Genomic DNA, 16,041 nt, shown 5'->3' on the forward strand with positions numbered 1-16,041 from the left:
GACAACTGTTTTATACATTTTTTTACTATGAGGAAGGAGCATACACTGCATGAATCTTTTATGGGGAATTGGCGGCGTGATTGGAGTATTAGCAATCGCTTTCTTACTATCTTCCAACCGCAAAGCTATTAATTGGCGCACGATTTTAATCGCGCTAGCATTACAAATGTCATTTTCATTTATCGTATTACGATGGGATGCCGGAAAAGCAGGTTTAAAACACGCTGCAGATGGCGTTCAAGGATTAATTAATTTTTCTTACGAGGGAATTAAGTTCGTTGCTGGGGATTTAGTCAACGCAAAAGGCCCTTGGGGATTTATCTTCGTTATTCAAGCACTACTTCCAATCGTATTTATTAGTTCATTAGTAGCAATCTTATATCATTTTGGTATTATGCAAAGATTTGTTAGTATCGTTGGTGGCGCATTAAGTAAACTTCTTGGAACTTCTAAAGCAGAAAGTTTAAACTCAGTAACAACTGTATTTTTAGGACAAACTGAAGCTCCAATCTTAATCAAACCTTACTTAGCACGTTTAACAAATAGTGAATTCTTCGCTATTATGGTAAGCGGTATGACAGCTGTTGCTGGATCAGTTCTTGTCGGCTATGCAGCAATGGGTATTCCGTTAGAACACTTATTAGCAGCAGCAATTATGGCAGCTCCATCAAGTCTATTAATTGCGAAACTTATTATGCCAGAAACAGAAAAAGTAGATAATAACGTTGTACTTTCTACAGAGCGTGAAGATGCAAACGTTATTGACGCAGCAGCACGTGGTGCATCAGAAGGTATACAACTTGTTATTAACGTAGCAGCAATGTTAATGGCTTTCATCGCATTAATCGCTTTATTAAATGGCCTATTAGGATGGGTTGGCTCTTGGTTCGATATTAAACTTAGCCTTGATTTAATCTTCGGTTACTTACTATCACCATTTGCAATTTTAATCGGGGTTTCTCCTGGTGAAGCTGTACAAGCAGCAAGCTTTATCGGTCAAAAACTTGCAATCAACGAATTCGTTGCATACGCAAACTTAGGACCACATATGGCAGAGTTCTCTGCAAAAACAAATCTAATTTTAACATTTGCAATCTGTGGATTCGCAAACTTCTCTTCTATCGCAATTCAATTAGGTGTAACAGGAACATTAGCTCCTACTCGCCGTAAACAAATTGCACAATTAGGGATTAAAGCAGTTATCGCTGGTACACTAGCTAACTTCTTAAACGCAGCAGTTGCAGGTATGATGTTCCTATAAAATAAAGCAAGTCCCCTCTTTCTAAAGAGGGGACTTTTTATTTTCTTAGTATATATTAAATACTTTATGCCGAAATATAAAAACATTATGATACAATAATTATCAAGTCTGTTTATTTTTTCTTACAAAAGAGGGATACTACTTATTGTTGCTCTCTCAAAAAGAATATAGTCATCCGGTCTATTTCTTAATAATTGCGCATACTACAAGTATCCTTGTATGAATTATCTTTAAGGAGGAAAGTTTTGTGAAAGATAACTTCTATAAAGTCCTCTCTATGTGGATTTTACAAATTTTATTTTATTTTACAACTGTACATGTAACGCAATATGAGCATGCTCTCATTTTTACAATTATATATGTAATTGTTAATGTACTATTTCTATTTTTGCCTGATAAAACTGCATTTGTTTTCTTCATATTAGGAACCATTATTTCGGTATTCTACCTGTTCTACCAAGCATGGCTTTACTTATGGAGTACATCAGAACAATGGGAATACATTATTACTCACTTCCTAATGGCAGCAAATTTCTTCATTGTATATATCTCCACTCATCTATTAAAGAAGGTTATTCATGAAAATAAAGAATTAACCGAACGTGTGAGAACGTTAGAACAATACATCGGAGAATCGAAATTATTAACAAGACAAGAATTTGAGAGACGACAAGCATTATTAATCAATGCAATGAATCGTCGTAATGAAACAGGCGTTATGATTTATTTTGATTTCACTTCCTTTAGTAAATATACGAAGGAAAGTGTTATGGACCGTGTAGCTTCCTTATTAGTTGAAACGGTAAGAGCTGACTTTGACCTTGCTGCTAAATATGATAATAATACGCTCGTTATTTTATTACAAAATACAAATGAAGCCGGTGCTGACATTGTAATGAACCGCCTAAAGCCAAAAATGGAACAATGGCTTGCTGCTGAAGCGATCCAAGATATAAAAATTTCACGCGAGCAAATTGGGAACAAAGGACAGACGTTATTATGATGACACTCGTTATACTTCTTTTATTCCTTCTATTTTGCGTACTCGTTTTTTGGATCAGCATCACATTTTCAATTAAGTATGTACTTATTTTTACAGCCTTTCTATTCTCTGGCTTACTCGTTTACTATTCTTTCTTAACACTCGCAGGTTTAGTTCACCGAAGTAGGAAACGAAAAGATCGCACGCTAGAACATTACCCAAGCGTTGATATTTTAATACCAGCTCACAATGAAGGCGTCGTTATTAAGGATACTTTAGAGGCGATGGCAAAGATTGAATATCCAGGCAAACTAACTGTTTATTTATTAAACGATAACTCGCAAGATGAGACACCTGAAATTGGTGACGATTTTGACAAAGCTTATGCTCATATTCGTCACATTCGCGTTCCCCCTGGTGAACCAAAAGGAAAATCACGTGTATTAAACTATGGCCTTAGTATTTCAGATGGTGAATACTTCTGTGTTTATGATGCAGATAACCAGCCTGAACCACATGCACTGCGAATGCTTGTAGAACACGCTGAAACAACCGAGGATGCTGTTGGAGCTGTTGGGCATGTTCGTACTGTAAATGAAAAAAGAAACTGGCTAACACGAATGATTTCGTTAGAATTTCAAATCTTCCAGCTCCTTATGCAATCCGGACGCTGGTTACTATTCCAAACAGGTTCACTAACAGGAACAAACATGCTTCTTCGTCGCGCTGCATTAGAAGAGCTTGGCGGCTATGACCCTTATGCAATTGCTGAAGATGCTGAATTAACATTACGAATTACACAAAAAGGTTATCTCCTGCCAATCGTTCCAGAGTCAATTACATGGGAACAAGAACCTGAGCATTTAAAAATCCTTATTAAGCAGCGTACACGTTGGCTTCAAGGGAACTTGTACATTTTAGAAAAAATGTTTTCTTCATTAAGTTTCTTTAAAGGAAAACTGCTCGTCCATTCTTTACAACAAGTTTTAGTATATGTTGTATTTTGGTTATTCTTAATCATTTCGAACGTTTGGTTTGTAATTGGGTTACTCGGGATATTCCAAATTCAATATAGCATTCCGCTACTATTCATGTGGTATGTCGCATACATTACATATGTTTCTCAATTATTTAGTGCCCAGAGTGTGGAACGAACCTTTACACCAACTAATATTTTTATTAGTGTGATCATGTACTTTACGTACGCACAGCTCTTTACGTACTTATTCATTCGTAGCTTAATTTTATACTTACGTGCAAAGAGCAAGAAACAAGTCATTGGCTGGGATAAAACAGTTCGATTCAAAAAGGATAAATAATAAAAATAAGCACAGAGCGCCGTATGCTCTGTGCTTATTTATTGCCGTATAAAATATATATCAGACAATACCCCTTAGCTGAAAGTAATTTCACGTCCATCCCCCAACGAACGATCGACCTTCATTTATATACGAAAAAGTGATTGCTATTTTTGTAGAACCAATTGCTTCTCTTGTTGCTCTTTACGCGTTTCAGTCTTAGGTTCCGTGCTTTCTTGGACACTACGATGTGCCACACGTTTCAAACAAATATGCTTCCACTTTCTTTCGTAACGTTTCATTATTCTAGATGTCCCCCTTGAATACGCTTTAAAACTATTTGAAATCGCTTACAGGAAATAATATAGCACATATATATAAACGTGACAACACATTTCCGACAATTTTTTGTCAAAAATACGAATAGAATCCACCATATATCGAACATTGTCGAAATGTATCGATTTTTCTCCATATAAAAGGCATACTACTAATATATTGACACTCCCACGGCTAAAGCCGCAAGCTGACTAACGTCAGTGGGATTCTTGCTACCAAAGGCGACGTCTATTTCTAGTATCGCTGACGTGCAAGATTGCGGTGTGCCATCACCACTCCGTATCCAGTGCATCTAGCAGATACGGCACTCGTTCTATTACCAAACGAGTCAGATTTTGAGTTCTCAAATGTGTTTTAGCGTCTTGTACTTGACGACTCAATACATTTTACGGAGCAGAAGAATTTGTTACTCCAACCTCGTATGTATTCTGTTTTCAGAGAACAAGATTGTTTTAGAGACTTTCACTTGTCTGTTATGAAAATTATACCATTTCAAATACCCGATGTACAGAACATACTTTCGGTATTTTATCTGTACATCGCATTTGACCTCACTATCATCCCACCCCTAAAGGGGGTACTATCGCACCGTAGTGGGCTTTCCTATTCGGAAAATCTGTAAAGTATTTTATTTCCCTTACTTGCAGTTCAAGTTCCTTCTATATAAAAAAGAGCTGATACATAATCAACTCTTTTTCCTTCTATTATTTATGACGCTTCATACGTCCTTCTTTTTGTAACTCTTTAAATAATGCTGCCATCATAAAGAAAATAACGAAGACGAATGGGAATGCTGCAATGATAGCTGCCGTTTGTAAGGCTTCTAATCCACCTACATATAATAAGATAGAAGCTAGAGCAGCTAAAACGATACCCCAGATCATTTTAATGCGATTTGGTGGATTTAAACTACCATGTGTCGTTAACATCCCTAAAACGAATGTCGCTGAATCTGCAGATGTAATAAAGAATGTAGAAATAAGAAGAATAGCTAGAACAGATAAAGCCGATCCAAAGCTTCCCATCTGGTCAAACATAGCGAATAACCCTACTTCTGTTCCCATCTCTTTCACTTTTTCAAAAATATGTGCATCACCGAACAGCTCCATATGAATACCAGTTCCGCCGAAAACAGAGAACCAAAGGGCACCAATTACGGTCGGTACGAGTAACACACCGATAACAAACTCACGAATGGTACGTCCTCGTGAAACACGAGCAATAAATGTACCTACGAATGGTGACCATGCAATCCACCATGCCCAATAGAAAATTGTCCACGATTGAATCCATTGGTTTCCACCTTCATCTAATGGACTTAATCGGAAACTCATGCTTGGTAATTCCTGAATGTAAGCACCAATTGTTGAGGTGAAGTAATTCATAATAAAGTTTGTTGGACCCGCAAATAATACAATAATCATAAGTGCAAATGCCAAAATAATATTCGTATTACTTAAATATTTAATTCCTTTATCAAGACCTGTTTGCGCAGATAACATAAATAACACTGTTACGATTGCAATAATAACTAACTGAGTCGTTAATGAATTCGGGATGGATGTTAAATAACTAACACCACCGGCAATTTGTTTTGCACCAAGACCTAATGATGTTGCCACGCCAAACACAGTCGCGAAAACAGCTAACACATCAAATAAATGAGCAATACGTCCATGGTCCCCGCCTTTAAATAACGGTCCTACTGTCGCACTAATTGTACTTGCTTTTCCTTTTCTAAAAGTAAAGTAAGCAATACAAAGCGCTACAAATGCATATAGTCCCCAAGGATGTAATCCCCAATGGAAAAATGAAAAACGCAGTGCAAGACGTGCACTTTCCTCAGTTGCACTCTCTCCAAACGGAGGTGCATACAAATGGTTTAATGGTTCCGCAACGCCCCAGAAGACTAAGCCGATACCCATACCAGCACTAAATAACATAGCAAACCATGTCATATAACTATAATCAGGCTCGTCATCATCTTTACCTAAACGAATAGAACCGTATTTCGAAACAATTAAAAAGATAGACACACCTAAAATAATAGAAACAGAAATAATATAGAACCATCCAAACTTACTAACTAATGCAGTTTGAATTGCGGTTGTTACATTTCCTAGGCTACCTTTTCCCATAATAGATTCGGGAATAATCCCCCAAAGTGTAAATGCAATACATAATGTTAATGAAACGATGAATGTTTTTGTCAGTTTCCTCATCAAATCCCCCTTCGTAGGTTTTACTTTTATAAATAACATTAATTCCGATATGTAAAATCGGATAGAAAACTATAATTTTGCGGTGATTTTCTTACTTTCACCTTCACCAACTAGAATTCTGATGGACAGCCTTACCTTCCGGATAATCTTTTCACTCTGCAAGAGCTATAAGATCGAAATACTGCTGTCAAATTGTGCGAGAAAAATGCGGATGGGAATGTATTTTCCCAAAAAAGGATGTGTTACAGATGTAAAAAAGGGCATTTTTCTTCCTTGCAACCCTTTCTTTTTGTAACAATTATGCGGTTTTTTTGCTAGTATATAGCACGTGTTTATAGTTTCACAAACGAAATGTTTATGTTTATATAACTATATTACCCATAAAACGGTAAAATACTCAAGGAATGTAATCGTTTAGTAAACATCATGTAACACTTATGTAATATTTTTATTTACGCCGAAAACAATATGTTGTATTAAATATTTTGAATATAATCAGAAACCTACTAAACATATAGAATGAAAAACGCTTTCCTCTATTTTTTGTTATATTACAGCATGTTAACGACTTATTACGAATGGTTTGTAATTGTGTGTTTTCCCGAAATCCGAAAAAATCTGTTGCTATAATGAGGACACGAAAACAAACGCAATGGAGGCTATCATGAAAAAATTAATTGGTATAGCAACAGCAGCAGTTTTTGGTCTTGGGATTTTCACATCATCTGCTAATGCAGAAACTGTTGTAACAACAGACGTACTAAATGTACGCGAAAACCCTACTACTGAATCAAAAGTTGTCGGTAAATTACTAAACGGTAATAAAATAGATGTTCAAAATACAGAGAACGGATGGTCAAAAATCACTTTAGATGGTAAAGACGCATTCGTAAGTGCAGAGTTCACTAAAAGCATCTACTACGTAACAGCTAACGTATTAAACGTACGTGCTGAAGCGAACACAAACTCAGAAATTCTTGGGACGCTTAAGAAAGATGATATGATTGAAACAACGAACCAAGTACAAAATGAGTGGTTACAATTCGAATATAACGGAAAAACAGCTTACGTTCACGTTCCTTTCTTAACAGGTACAGCACCTGTTATTGAGAAACAAGAACAACCTGCTCCTGCTAAAGCTGTAGCACCAGCTAAAGCACCTGCAGCACAAGCAAAACAAGCTGCTAAGCCTGCTGTAAAAGCTGCTAACACTAGCGCACCTGCTGGTGGTCGTGAGTTAACAGTTGTAGCTACAGCATATACAGCTCATCCGAGCGAAAACGGTGGCACATATGGCGGCCGTGTATTAACTGCAATGGGTCATGACTTAACAGCGAACCCAAACATGAAAATGATCGCTGTTGATCCGAAAGTAATCCCATTAGGATCTAAAGTATGGGTAGAAGGTTACGGAGAAGCTATCGCTGGAGATACTGGCGGTGCAATTAAAGGTAACCGTATCGACATCCTACTTGGATCAGATAGCGCTGCTCAAAAATGGGGCCGCAAAACTGTTAAAGTGAAAATTTTAAAATAACCAATGACTGCTAAGGCCAGTTCTCTTTGTTGAGAGCTGGCTTTTATTTTTTTATAATAGTTATAAGGAGGCTATACTCATGAATGTACAAGCAAAAGTAGACTGGATCGGTACACCAAAACCGTATATATATAAAGATGAAGTAACATATGACGCTACTTCTATTGATTTTTCACTCGCTGGCGACGACAATCGCTATAAATTAATTGTGCTCAAGTCTGAAGAAAATACACATTACAAATTTGTCCAATATGGAGTCAAACCCGGCTCACAAAAGCCATTCCCTATCGACATTCCATTTGAACAAAACATGTTACCAATTATAGAGCAAATATTACATGATCCATATGTACAAGCGATATTAAAAGAGACGCGCTTCTAATCGAAAAAAGACTATCTCAATCATGAGATAGTCTTTTGCATTAATGAGTTGGACCAGATACTTCCTCTGATTTCAACGTATTATTCGCTCCAAGAGAATGGTACAATATCTTTCCATTTCCATTCACAGTAACGATATGATCATTATTAAAGCTTTTGAACTTCACAGAGCCATCACCGTAACGAATATGATACTCTTCATATGTCGTTACTTTATATTTCGTAGCACTTTGACGCTCTACATTACGAATTTCCATTGTTAATAAATCTTCTGTAATTCCTTTTTTGTGTAAATACTGTATATAATCACGGTCTTCCTTGTACGATTTCCCGCTCTTATCATAATTATTTTCAATTAGGCTAAAATCATTTAATGAAATCGCACGCACATTATCATAAAGATGATTTCGTACAAAGTCGCCGACAGCCGAACTTGATGTTTCTTTCGGGAATTTTAAGTAATACGTGCTCTGGTCTCCGATTTTAACACTTTCAGATTTCATCACACCAAAATCAGTAGTTTTCTCTAAATGTACTTCTACTGTTTCATCTGTGGATACAGGACCAAGCTTATAACTTCCATAGCTTAATTTTCCACGTTTTTTTCCATTCACAAATACAGTTGCATCATTTTCATCAGAAGAAATGGTTACATAATTTCCTTCTAATGATAATGTCACATCCACTTTCGCCTCTTTTTCATCTGCCAAGTCCACTTCTTTTTCTGTTTCTAACTCAGTTAGTTCCGTCTTCGCTTTTGCCTTTACAACGTAAGAACCAGGGAAATATGGACCAACTTCTTTTGAAGTTTTATCACTCGATAACTCTGTCTCTTTCTTATCATTCACATATATTTCAGCGCTTTTCGCAGTTGTGCTTACATTCATATAATAAGATTTCATATTAAATTTATATTTCGGATATAAGAACCATTCTTTACCGTCTTCTATAATTTGACCATCTTTAAATGATGCTTTATCACTTGCTAGTTTTTGATCTACTGTCTCTCTTTGTAAATAAGATAGCAGTTCTTTATTATAAGAAGGATTTTCTTTTAAATAACGGATATATCCTTTAATATCGTCAACTTTCACTTTCAAACTCGGATCATCTACTTTTACAAACTCATCAATTGCATTCGCATCTTTCTTTTGGAATGCTTCAATCATAGCATTGACCTGCTTTTCTTTCGAAAACTTGCTTGCTCCAAATTTATACGCACCAAACAATATAGCAAAGATAACAACAAAGCCTATAAGTAACATTATATTTTTCTTACTTTTCACTGGCTTTATTTCTCGTTGTACTTCTGAACGAGAAGAAGTTGCCTGATCAGCAATTACATCTACCTTACTTCCACACTCGGAACAAAAGTTCAAATGATCTGCAACTTGTTTATTACATTTCCCACAAAACTTCAAATGGCTCTCCCCCTTATTTTTTCCCTAACTTCATACCGGCGAATGTTAATGCGTAAGAAAGAAGAAAACTACCTACTATTAAATACAGCGCGCTACTTTGAATAGAAAACAATGGACCGGAAATCCCAGCAAATTCTTTCATCACTTCTTTACTCCCTGAGGCCTCAACATGAATTTTGGCCAATCCATTTACACAAAGCATCATCACAGTATACACCACACTAAACACAGCGATAGTTACGTACATATTTTTCATCGGATATTGAGCCAATTTCATTCCAGCTCTAAATAGTAAAATACATGGTAATAAAATTAATAACCCCCACCAGTGCATATAGGAATTAAAGTCATCAATTTCTTTTACTCGTTGAAGATTAGCTCCGTTAGCAATTTCCAAATCTTTTAATGACGTACCATTTATTGATATTCCTGACGTATAAGATAAATGCAATGGCCCTTTTTCCATTGCGTATCTTCTCATTTCTCTATCCATATCTCCCCATTCAATTGCTGTTGGAGCAAAGTGAGCCATATTCCACATGTATGGTGTTGCTTCTAATGAAATGAATGTTTTATATGTTTTCTCTGGAAAATCAATTGGTCCCACTGACTTTGAACTGCTAAATAAAATTGTAATAAGTATAATACCAAATGTAATAAGCAATCCTTTTAATACAGTTACCACACTATAATAAATAGATGTTGCATATGGAATACTTCGACTTATAGAAGATAATAGACGGTGTGGCCCGGCTTGAATACACATACCAATAAAGGTAAATAATAAACCAAATATAATGCCATACAATAAACTACTAACATGTGAATAACCAATACTGATTGTCATCGTTTTATAGAATTGAGAAATTGTCGTAGAAGAACCTGCAATAAAGCTAACAATACACAAGAAAATTCCATATACGATACCGATAACACTCGATGTTAGTAACTTCTCACGCCAAATAGCAGAAGGGTTGCTTTTCTCTACAAAGAATCCAATTCCACCTAATATAAGTGCCGGAATTGCTAACAAGATGAACAATGGGAAATGAAGGATAAATGACATCGTATATGCTCCGCTCCCACTAACTTCAAGGCCTATTAAATGATACATTAAAATTAATGGTGCTATGCCAATGAAAGATTGATTAACAGTAGTCTCATTCAGTATACCGTCCATCTTTGTGAGCATCGTTCTCACTAGATCGTTAATCGCCGCATCGACAACTAAGCTACCAATCCAACCGGCTATAAACATACATGCAATTGCAAGCCCACCACCAAGTAAACCCTTTTTCAAAGTGCTTCCAGATGGACTTACATGCAATTGTAAACCTTCGTCTGGTAATCTTGTTTTCATTTCTTTTTTTATAATACCTAATAAGGAATCCCCGCATTTCTCACAATATGTAGCGGTCCCTTTACTTTCCACTCCACAAGTTCGGCAATACTTTGAGTCTTTCGGTGCTAACGTAACTTCACTTTCTACACTACCTGTACTTGATCCATCATATGTACAATAATTCGCTACATCCGATTGTTCTAAACCACAAGTTTTACAATACATGTTCCTCACTCCTTACTTTGCTTCATACCACAAACTGGACAGAATGTAGCCTCTGTTGCAATTTGTTCACCACATGAAGTACATGATTCATTTTCATCATTTTTTGATTGAAGGAGTAACTCATTTTCTTTCCCACACTGTCCACAAAACTTATCATTTACTGATAAGGGACCGCCACAGCTACATTGCCCTTTCTGTCCTTGATTCTGTAAATTAGCTATTTGCTTACGCGTATTATAAATAGCTACATCCAGCTCTTGTACTGGTTCTATAATATTTTTTAACACATCTACTCGAACTTCATCATTGCGGAGTTGCATATAGGCCATTTGACCAAGTTCCAGCAAAATTTCCGTTTTCGCCTGTAGTTTCTCTTGCGTAATTTTCTTTAATTGCGCAACCTCTTGAGCTACTTGTAATTTCATCTTCCCTTGCTCGATTCCCTCTTGCAATTTGTTCATACCGCTACCAAACTTCGATTGTAAATCTGACAAAACCTAATCCCTACATAAATATATAGTAATATACAAAATTAACATTTTATATATTACCATGATTTTCAAGTAATGTAATCTAAATTTCATTTTTTCTGTTTTGAGCATTTTTTGTTTATAATGGTAAAGGAAAGAAATATGTGTACGGAGGAATATTATGCTGCAACACTCAATTACGAAAGATGAAATTATGATGATTGCGAATGAGTTCGTTCAAGGACTAGATCCACAGCAAACAGCTGATCAGGAACATGTCGCTACAGCTCGGCACCTATATCGTAGTGGTGTTGTCTACAACGTTGACTTTGATGGCTATACGCTATCAGGAACTGTAGATGCTGAAGGCAGCGTATATAGCGTCCATATCCCGATTCGTAACGTCGCTGAAAGCTATTGCGATTGCTTCGCACCAACGCAGTGTGAGCATATGCTCGCTGTGTTACTATCGGCAGCATCTAGTTTCGGGCAAGTAGGAGATGTATTAACTTTATTCAAAAATAATACGAAACCTTCCCTTCCTCCTATTCGAACTGCAAGACAAGTATTGCAATCATCAGCTTTTGAAGAAACGGATTATAAAAGTTGGCAATCATATTTTGATAACGAATATGAATCATTTAAAAAAGAACAAGCTCGGCTTACTTATAAACAAATGTATTTTCTTATGAGTATTTTTACGGACTTCTATACGAAACTCGAGCGGAAAGCTCCGCGTATCGTTGTGATACATGAATTGTTCAGGTTACATGCAGCGCTTTATTGCTTTCAAAAATTATTAGAAGAAATTCAGGACTTTGAAGCAAATAAAACGTATTCTTATCATCAGCCTGTTAACGTCGTTCGCCTATTTGTAGATAAGGTGGAATCCATCGTTCGGGACTTACAATCAGAAGCGATTCCTTCAGAGTCCGAAGCAATTTTGCAAGAAACAGCTCGTCTCGTTCACGAAGTATTCTTCTCCACCGATGCCTATACGCAAGAGAGGTTCTTTATTTATCGTCACATATGGAGTGAACTGTTACACAATAACGAGCAACTACAAGAAGAAGAAAAACGAATCGATACGAAAATGAATCCACTTTCCAAAGCGTTAGCATCTTCTCACCTACTCTTTTTAAATGACGAAGATCGATTAGCGATGGACTTACTAAAGAAACAACCTGCTTCTGTTGTAAGTCTGTACTTCTATTGGTTAGAGGAATTATTAAATGCAATGAAATGGGATCGTGCGAAAAACTGGCTTTCCTTTACGTATAAACAAGTGAAGAAAACGATACATGAGCACGAAAATACAATTTTTATAAAAGATATCGTTCGCTTATTTGTTATCATGTATGAAACGTATGCAACCCATACAAATGAACAAGCTGGATTCGAAATGATTTTGCAAGAGCTATTACCATATAGTTTCGCAAACTATGAACAATACGTACTGGCGAAAAAGCAGTATCGCACATGGGCAGAACTTCAGCTCTTACACGGTTTTGAAGCGATTGAACTTTTGAAAGAACCGCTGAAAGATATTGAGAAGGAAGCACCAGAAGCAGCCCTTCCTCTTTATCACCTTGCTGCTACCGAAGCTATTGAAGAGCGAAATCGCAAATCATATAGACGTGCAGTTCGTTACTTAAAGAAATTACGTACATTATATAAACGATTAAAGCGTACCGATGAATGGGATGCTTTCATTATTCACATCGCAAACTTACATTCACGTCTACGTGCACTACAAGAGGAATTACGGAAAGGAAAATTAATCGATGATCAATCAAACTGAAGTAACAATTAGGCTCCAGCACGTTAGTCACGGTTGGTTCCTTTGGGGAGAAGATGATAGCGGTACTCCATTATCCGTAACAAGTTGGAAACGAAATGCATTTACATGGCACTCCACTTCCTTCTACGGCACGTTTCTAAAAGAAGCAAGCTTTGAAGGAAGACAAGGTGTTATGCTAACAAACGCACAAGCATTTGAATACATCGCGAATAAACCGATGAACTCCTTTGCCCGTATTCAAATGAACGGCCCTATTACAGCACTTACGGAAGATGCGAACGAATTGTGGGATGCCTTCACAAGCGGTAGCTTCGTACCTGATATGGAGCGTTGGCCTAAACAACCATCTTGGAAAGTTCAAAATACTCCAATCGAAGATGAAACATTGGCATCTCTTTTCTCAGCTGCAGTAAATGAAAGCATATTACAAGATAACCGTTCAAATGACGGATGGGAAGATGCAAAGAGACTTTATGAACATTACGACTTTACGAAAAGACAATTAGACGCAGCACTACATGAAGAAGATTGGCTTCGAAAAATTGGTTACATTGAAGATGACCTTCCCTTTACAATCGGACTACGACTACAAGAGCCGCAAGAAGAATTTGAAATGTGGAAGCTTGAAACAATTGTTACACCAAAGCGCGGGGCACATCGCATATATGTATATGAAAGTATCGATTCTTTACCAAAACGATGGCACGATTATGAAGAACGTATTCTTGAAACACAAGAAAGCTTCAGTAAGCTCGTACCGTGGTTAAAAGAAGGGGATACATTCCGAAGTGAACTCTTTGAAACAGAAGCGTGGAACTTCTTAACAGAAGCAAGTAACGAATTACTCGCCGCAGGTATTACAATCTTATTACCATCGTGGTGGCAAAATTTAAAAGCGACAAAACCAAAATTACGTGTGCAACTGAAGCAAAATGCTACGCAAACGCAATCTTTCTTCGGCATGAATACACTCGTTAATTTTGACTGGCGCATTTCAACGAACGGCATTGATTTATCAGAAAGCGAATTTTTTGAACTCGTTGAACAAAACAAACGGTTATTCAATATAAATGGTCAATGGATGCGACTAGATCCAGCCTTTATTGAAGAAGTACGAAAGCTCATGAACCGTGCTGATAAGTATGGACTTGAAATGAAAGATGTCCTTCAGCAACATTTATCCAACACGGCTGAAACAGAAATTGTAGAAGAAGATAGTCCATTTAACGATATTGAAATTGAACTAGATGGATATTATGAAGAGCTATTCCAAAAACTATTGCACATTGGAGATATTCCAAAAATAGATGTCCCTTCTTCACTAAACGCCACACTCCGTCCGTATCAACAACATGGCATTGAGTGGTTATTATATTTAAGAAAGCTTGGATTTGGTGCATTGTTAGCTGACGACATGGGACTTGGAAAAAGTATTCAAACGATTACTTACTTACTATATATAAAAGAGAACAATCTCCAAACAGGTCCTGCCTTAATCGTGGCACCGACATCTGTTCTTGGAAATTGGCAAAAAGAATTTGAGCGTTTCGCACCAAATTTACGCGTTCAGTTACATTATGGAAGTAATAGGGCGAAAGGAGAATCATTTAAAGACTTCCTTCAATCAGCAGATGTTGTATTAACGTCTTATGCATTGGCTCAGCTTGATGAGGAAGAACTTAGTACGTTATGCTGGGATGCTGTTATTTTGGATGAAGCACAAAATATTAAAAACCCACACACGAAACAGTCTAAAGCAGTGCGAAACTTACAAGCAAATCACAAAATCGCATTAACTGGAACACCGATGGAAAACCGCCTTGCCGAGCTTTGGTCTATTTTCGACTTCATTAATCATGGATACCTTGGCAGCTTAGGACAATTCCAGCGCCGCTTCGTCTCACCAATTGAAAAGGACCGTGACGAAGGAAAAATCCAACAAGTTCAACGTTTTATCTCGCCGTTTTTACTGCGTCGTACGAAGAAAGATCAAACAGTCGCATTAAACTTACCAGATAAACAAGAACAGAAAGCTTACTGTCCACTAACTGGTGAACAAGCTTCCTTATATGAACAACTTGTTCAAGATACATTGCAAAATGTAGAAGGATTAAGCGGAATTGAACGACGCGGATTTATATTACTCATGCTGAACAAACTTAAACAAATTTGTAATCACCCTGCTCTTTATTTAAAAGAAACAGAACCGAAAGACATCATCGAACGTTCCATGAAAACGAGCACGCTCATGGAACTCATTGAAAATATAAAAGATCAAAATGAAAGTTGTTTAATCTTCACGCAATACATCGGTATGGGGAACATGCTAAAAGATGTGTTAGAAAAACATTTCGGTCAGCGCGTCCTCTTCTTAAACGGTAGTGTACCGAAGAAAGAACGTGACAAAATGATCGAACAGTTCCAAAACGGAACGTATGACATCTTCATTTTATCGTTAAAAGCAGGTGGTACAGGGTTAAACTTAACAGCTGCCAACCATGTCATTCACTACGATCGTTGGTGGAATCCAGCGGTAGAAAACCAAGCCACAGACCGTGCATATCGTATTGGTCAAAAACGTTTCGTTCACGTTCATAAACTGATTACAACGGGGACACTTGAAGAGAAAATCGATGAAATGTTAGAAAGAAAACAGTCATTAAACAACGCCGTCATTACAAGCGATAGTTGGATGACCGAACTATCTACAGATGAGCTAAAAGAATTACTTGGTGTATAAACAAAAGGAGCTAATCTCACAA

Annotated in this window: 12 protein-coding genes; 7 read left to right on the forward strand and 5 right to left on the reverse strand. The window is 37.0% G+C overall.

Annotation, left to right across the window (positions count from 1 at the left end; translation table 11 throughout):
* Nucleotides 1–49: 49 nt before the first annotated feature.
* The 3 genes from NLJ82_RS25775 to NLJ82_RS25785 all read left to right on the forward strand — a co-directional run bounded on the left by NLJ82_RS25775 (nucleotide 50) and on the right by NLJ82_RS25785 (nucleotide 3,562).
* Nucleotides 50–1,261, forward strand: a complete 1,212-nt coding sequence (locus NLJ82_RS25775) for a NupC/NupG family nucleoside CNT transporter (RefSeq protein WP_001051014.1) — start codon at nucleotides 50–52, stop codon at nucleotides 1,259–1,261.
* A 247-nt stretch (nucleotides 1,262–1,508) separates the two neighbouring features.
* On the forward strand, nucleotides 1,509–2,264 hold the full coding sequence (locus NLJ82_RS25780) for a GGDEF domain-containing protein (RefSeq protein ID WP_000654292.1): 756 nt from the start codon (nucleotides 1,509–1,511) through the stop codon (nucleotides 2,262–2,264).
* Nucleotides 2,261–3,562, forward strand: a complete 1,302-nt coding sequence (locus NLJ82_RS25785) for a glycosyltransferase family 2 protein (protein ID WP_000988772.1) — start codon at nucleotides 2,261–2,263, stop codon at nucleotides 3,560–3,562. The genes NLJ82_RS25780 and NLJ82_RS25785 overlap by 4 nt, the downstream gene beginning before the upstream one ends.
* A 146-nt stretch (nucleotides 3,563–3,708) precedes the next feature.
* Here NLJ82_RS25785 and NLJ82_RS28710 read toward each other — a convergent pair whose 3' ends face one another.
* Together NLJ82_RS28710 and opuD are read right to left on the reverse strand one after the other, a co-directional pair.
* Nucleotides 3,709–3,843 (reverse strand): hypothetical protein, encoded by a 135-nt coding sequence (locus tag NLJ82_RS28710; protein WP_000833067.1) that lies wholly within the window; start codon nucleotides 3,841–3,843, stop codon nucleotides 3,709–3,711.
* A 741-nt stretch (nucleotides 3,844–4,584) separates the two neighbouring features.
* Nucleotides 4,585–6,102, reverse strand: a complete 1,518-nt coding sequence (opuD, locus tag NLJ82_RS25790; protein WP_001230133.1) for a glycine betaine transporter OpuD — start codon at nucleotides 6,100–6,102, stop codon at nucleotides 4,585–4,587.
* Nucleotides 6,103–6,766: 664 nt separating this feature from the next.
* Between opuD and NLJ82_RS25795 the strand changes: the two genes are divergently transcribed.
* Nucleotides 6,767–7,639 carry a cell wall-binding protein EntA gene (locus NLJ82_RS25795; RefSeq protein ID WP_000733324.1) on the forward strand — a complete coding sequence of 291 codons (873 nt, stop codon included), beginning with the start codon at nucleotides 6,767–6,769 and terminating at the stop codon, nucleotides 7,637–7,639.
* Nucleotides 7,640–7,718: 79 nt separating this feature from the next.
* A complete protein-coding gene (locus NLJ82_RS25800; RefSeq protein WP_001102524.1) occupies nucleotides 7,719–8,021 on the forward strand; it encodes a DUF3910 family protein in 303 nt (100 codons plus the stop codon).
* Between the two features lie 40 nt (nucleotides 8,022–8,061).
* Here the strand turns inward: NLJ82_RS25800 and NLJ82_RS25805 are convergent, their stop codons facing one another.
* The 3 genes from NLJ82_RS25805 to NLJ82_RS25815 are packed head-to-tail and all read right to left on the reverse strand — an operon-like array spanning nucleotide 8,062 to nucleotide 11,502.
* Nucleotides 8,062–9,441 carry a zinc ribbon domain-containing protein gene (locus NLJ82_RS25805; RefSeq protein WP_000666874.1) on the reverse strand — a complete coding sequence of 460 codons (1,380 nt, stop codon included), beginning with the start codon at nucleotides 9,439–9,441 and terminating at the stop codon, nucleotides 8,062–8,064.
* A 13-nt stretch (nucleotides 9,442–9,454) separates the two neighbouring features.
* Nucleotides 9,455–11,008 carry a hypothetical protein gene (locus tag NLJ82_RS25810; RefSeq protein ID WP_000271607.1) on the reverse strand — a complete coding sequence of 518 codons (1,554 nt, stop codon included), beginning with the start codon at nucleotides 11,006–11,008 and terminating at the stop codon, nucleotides 9,455–9,457.
* A gap of 5 nt (nucleotides 11,009–11,013) precedes the next feature.
* Entirely contained in the window at nucleotides 11,014–11,502 is a 489-nt protein-coding gene (locus tag NLJ82_RS25815) for a zinc ribbon domain-containing protein (RefSeq protein ID WP_001281743.1), read from the reverse strand.
* A gap of 157 nt (nucleotides 11,503–11,659) precedes the next feature.
* On the opposite strand from NLJ82_RS25815, the gene NLJ82_RS25820 reads away from it, so the two are divergent.
* Nucleotides 11,660–13,279, forward strand: a complete 1,620-nt coding sequence (locus NLJ82_RS25820) for an SWIM zinc finger family protein (protein WP_000939166.1) — start codon at nucleotides 11,660–11,662, stop codon at nucleotides 13,277–13,279.
* A complete protein-coding gene (locus tag NLJ82_RS25825; protein ID WP_000610072.1) occupies nucleotides 13,263–16,019 on the forward strand; it encodes a DEAD/DEAH box helicase in 2,757 nt (918 codons plus the stop codon). Before NLJ82_RS25820 ends, NLJ82_RS25825 begins: the two co-directional genes overlap by 17 nt.
* The last annotated feature ends 22 nt before the right edge of the window (nucleotides 16,020–16,041 follow it).

Origin of the sequence: Bacillus paranthracis (assembly GCF_024296885.1) — a bacterium.
Lineage (GTDB): Bacteria > Bacillota > Bacilli > Bacillales > Bacillaceae_G > Bacillus_A > Bacillus_A paranthracis.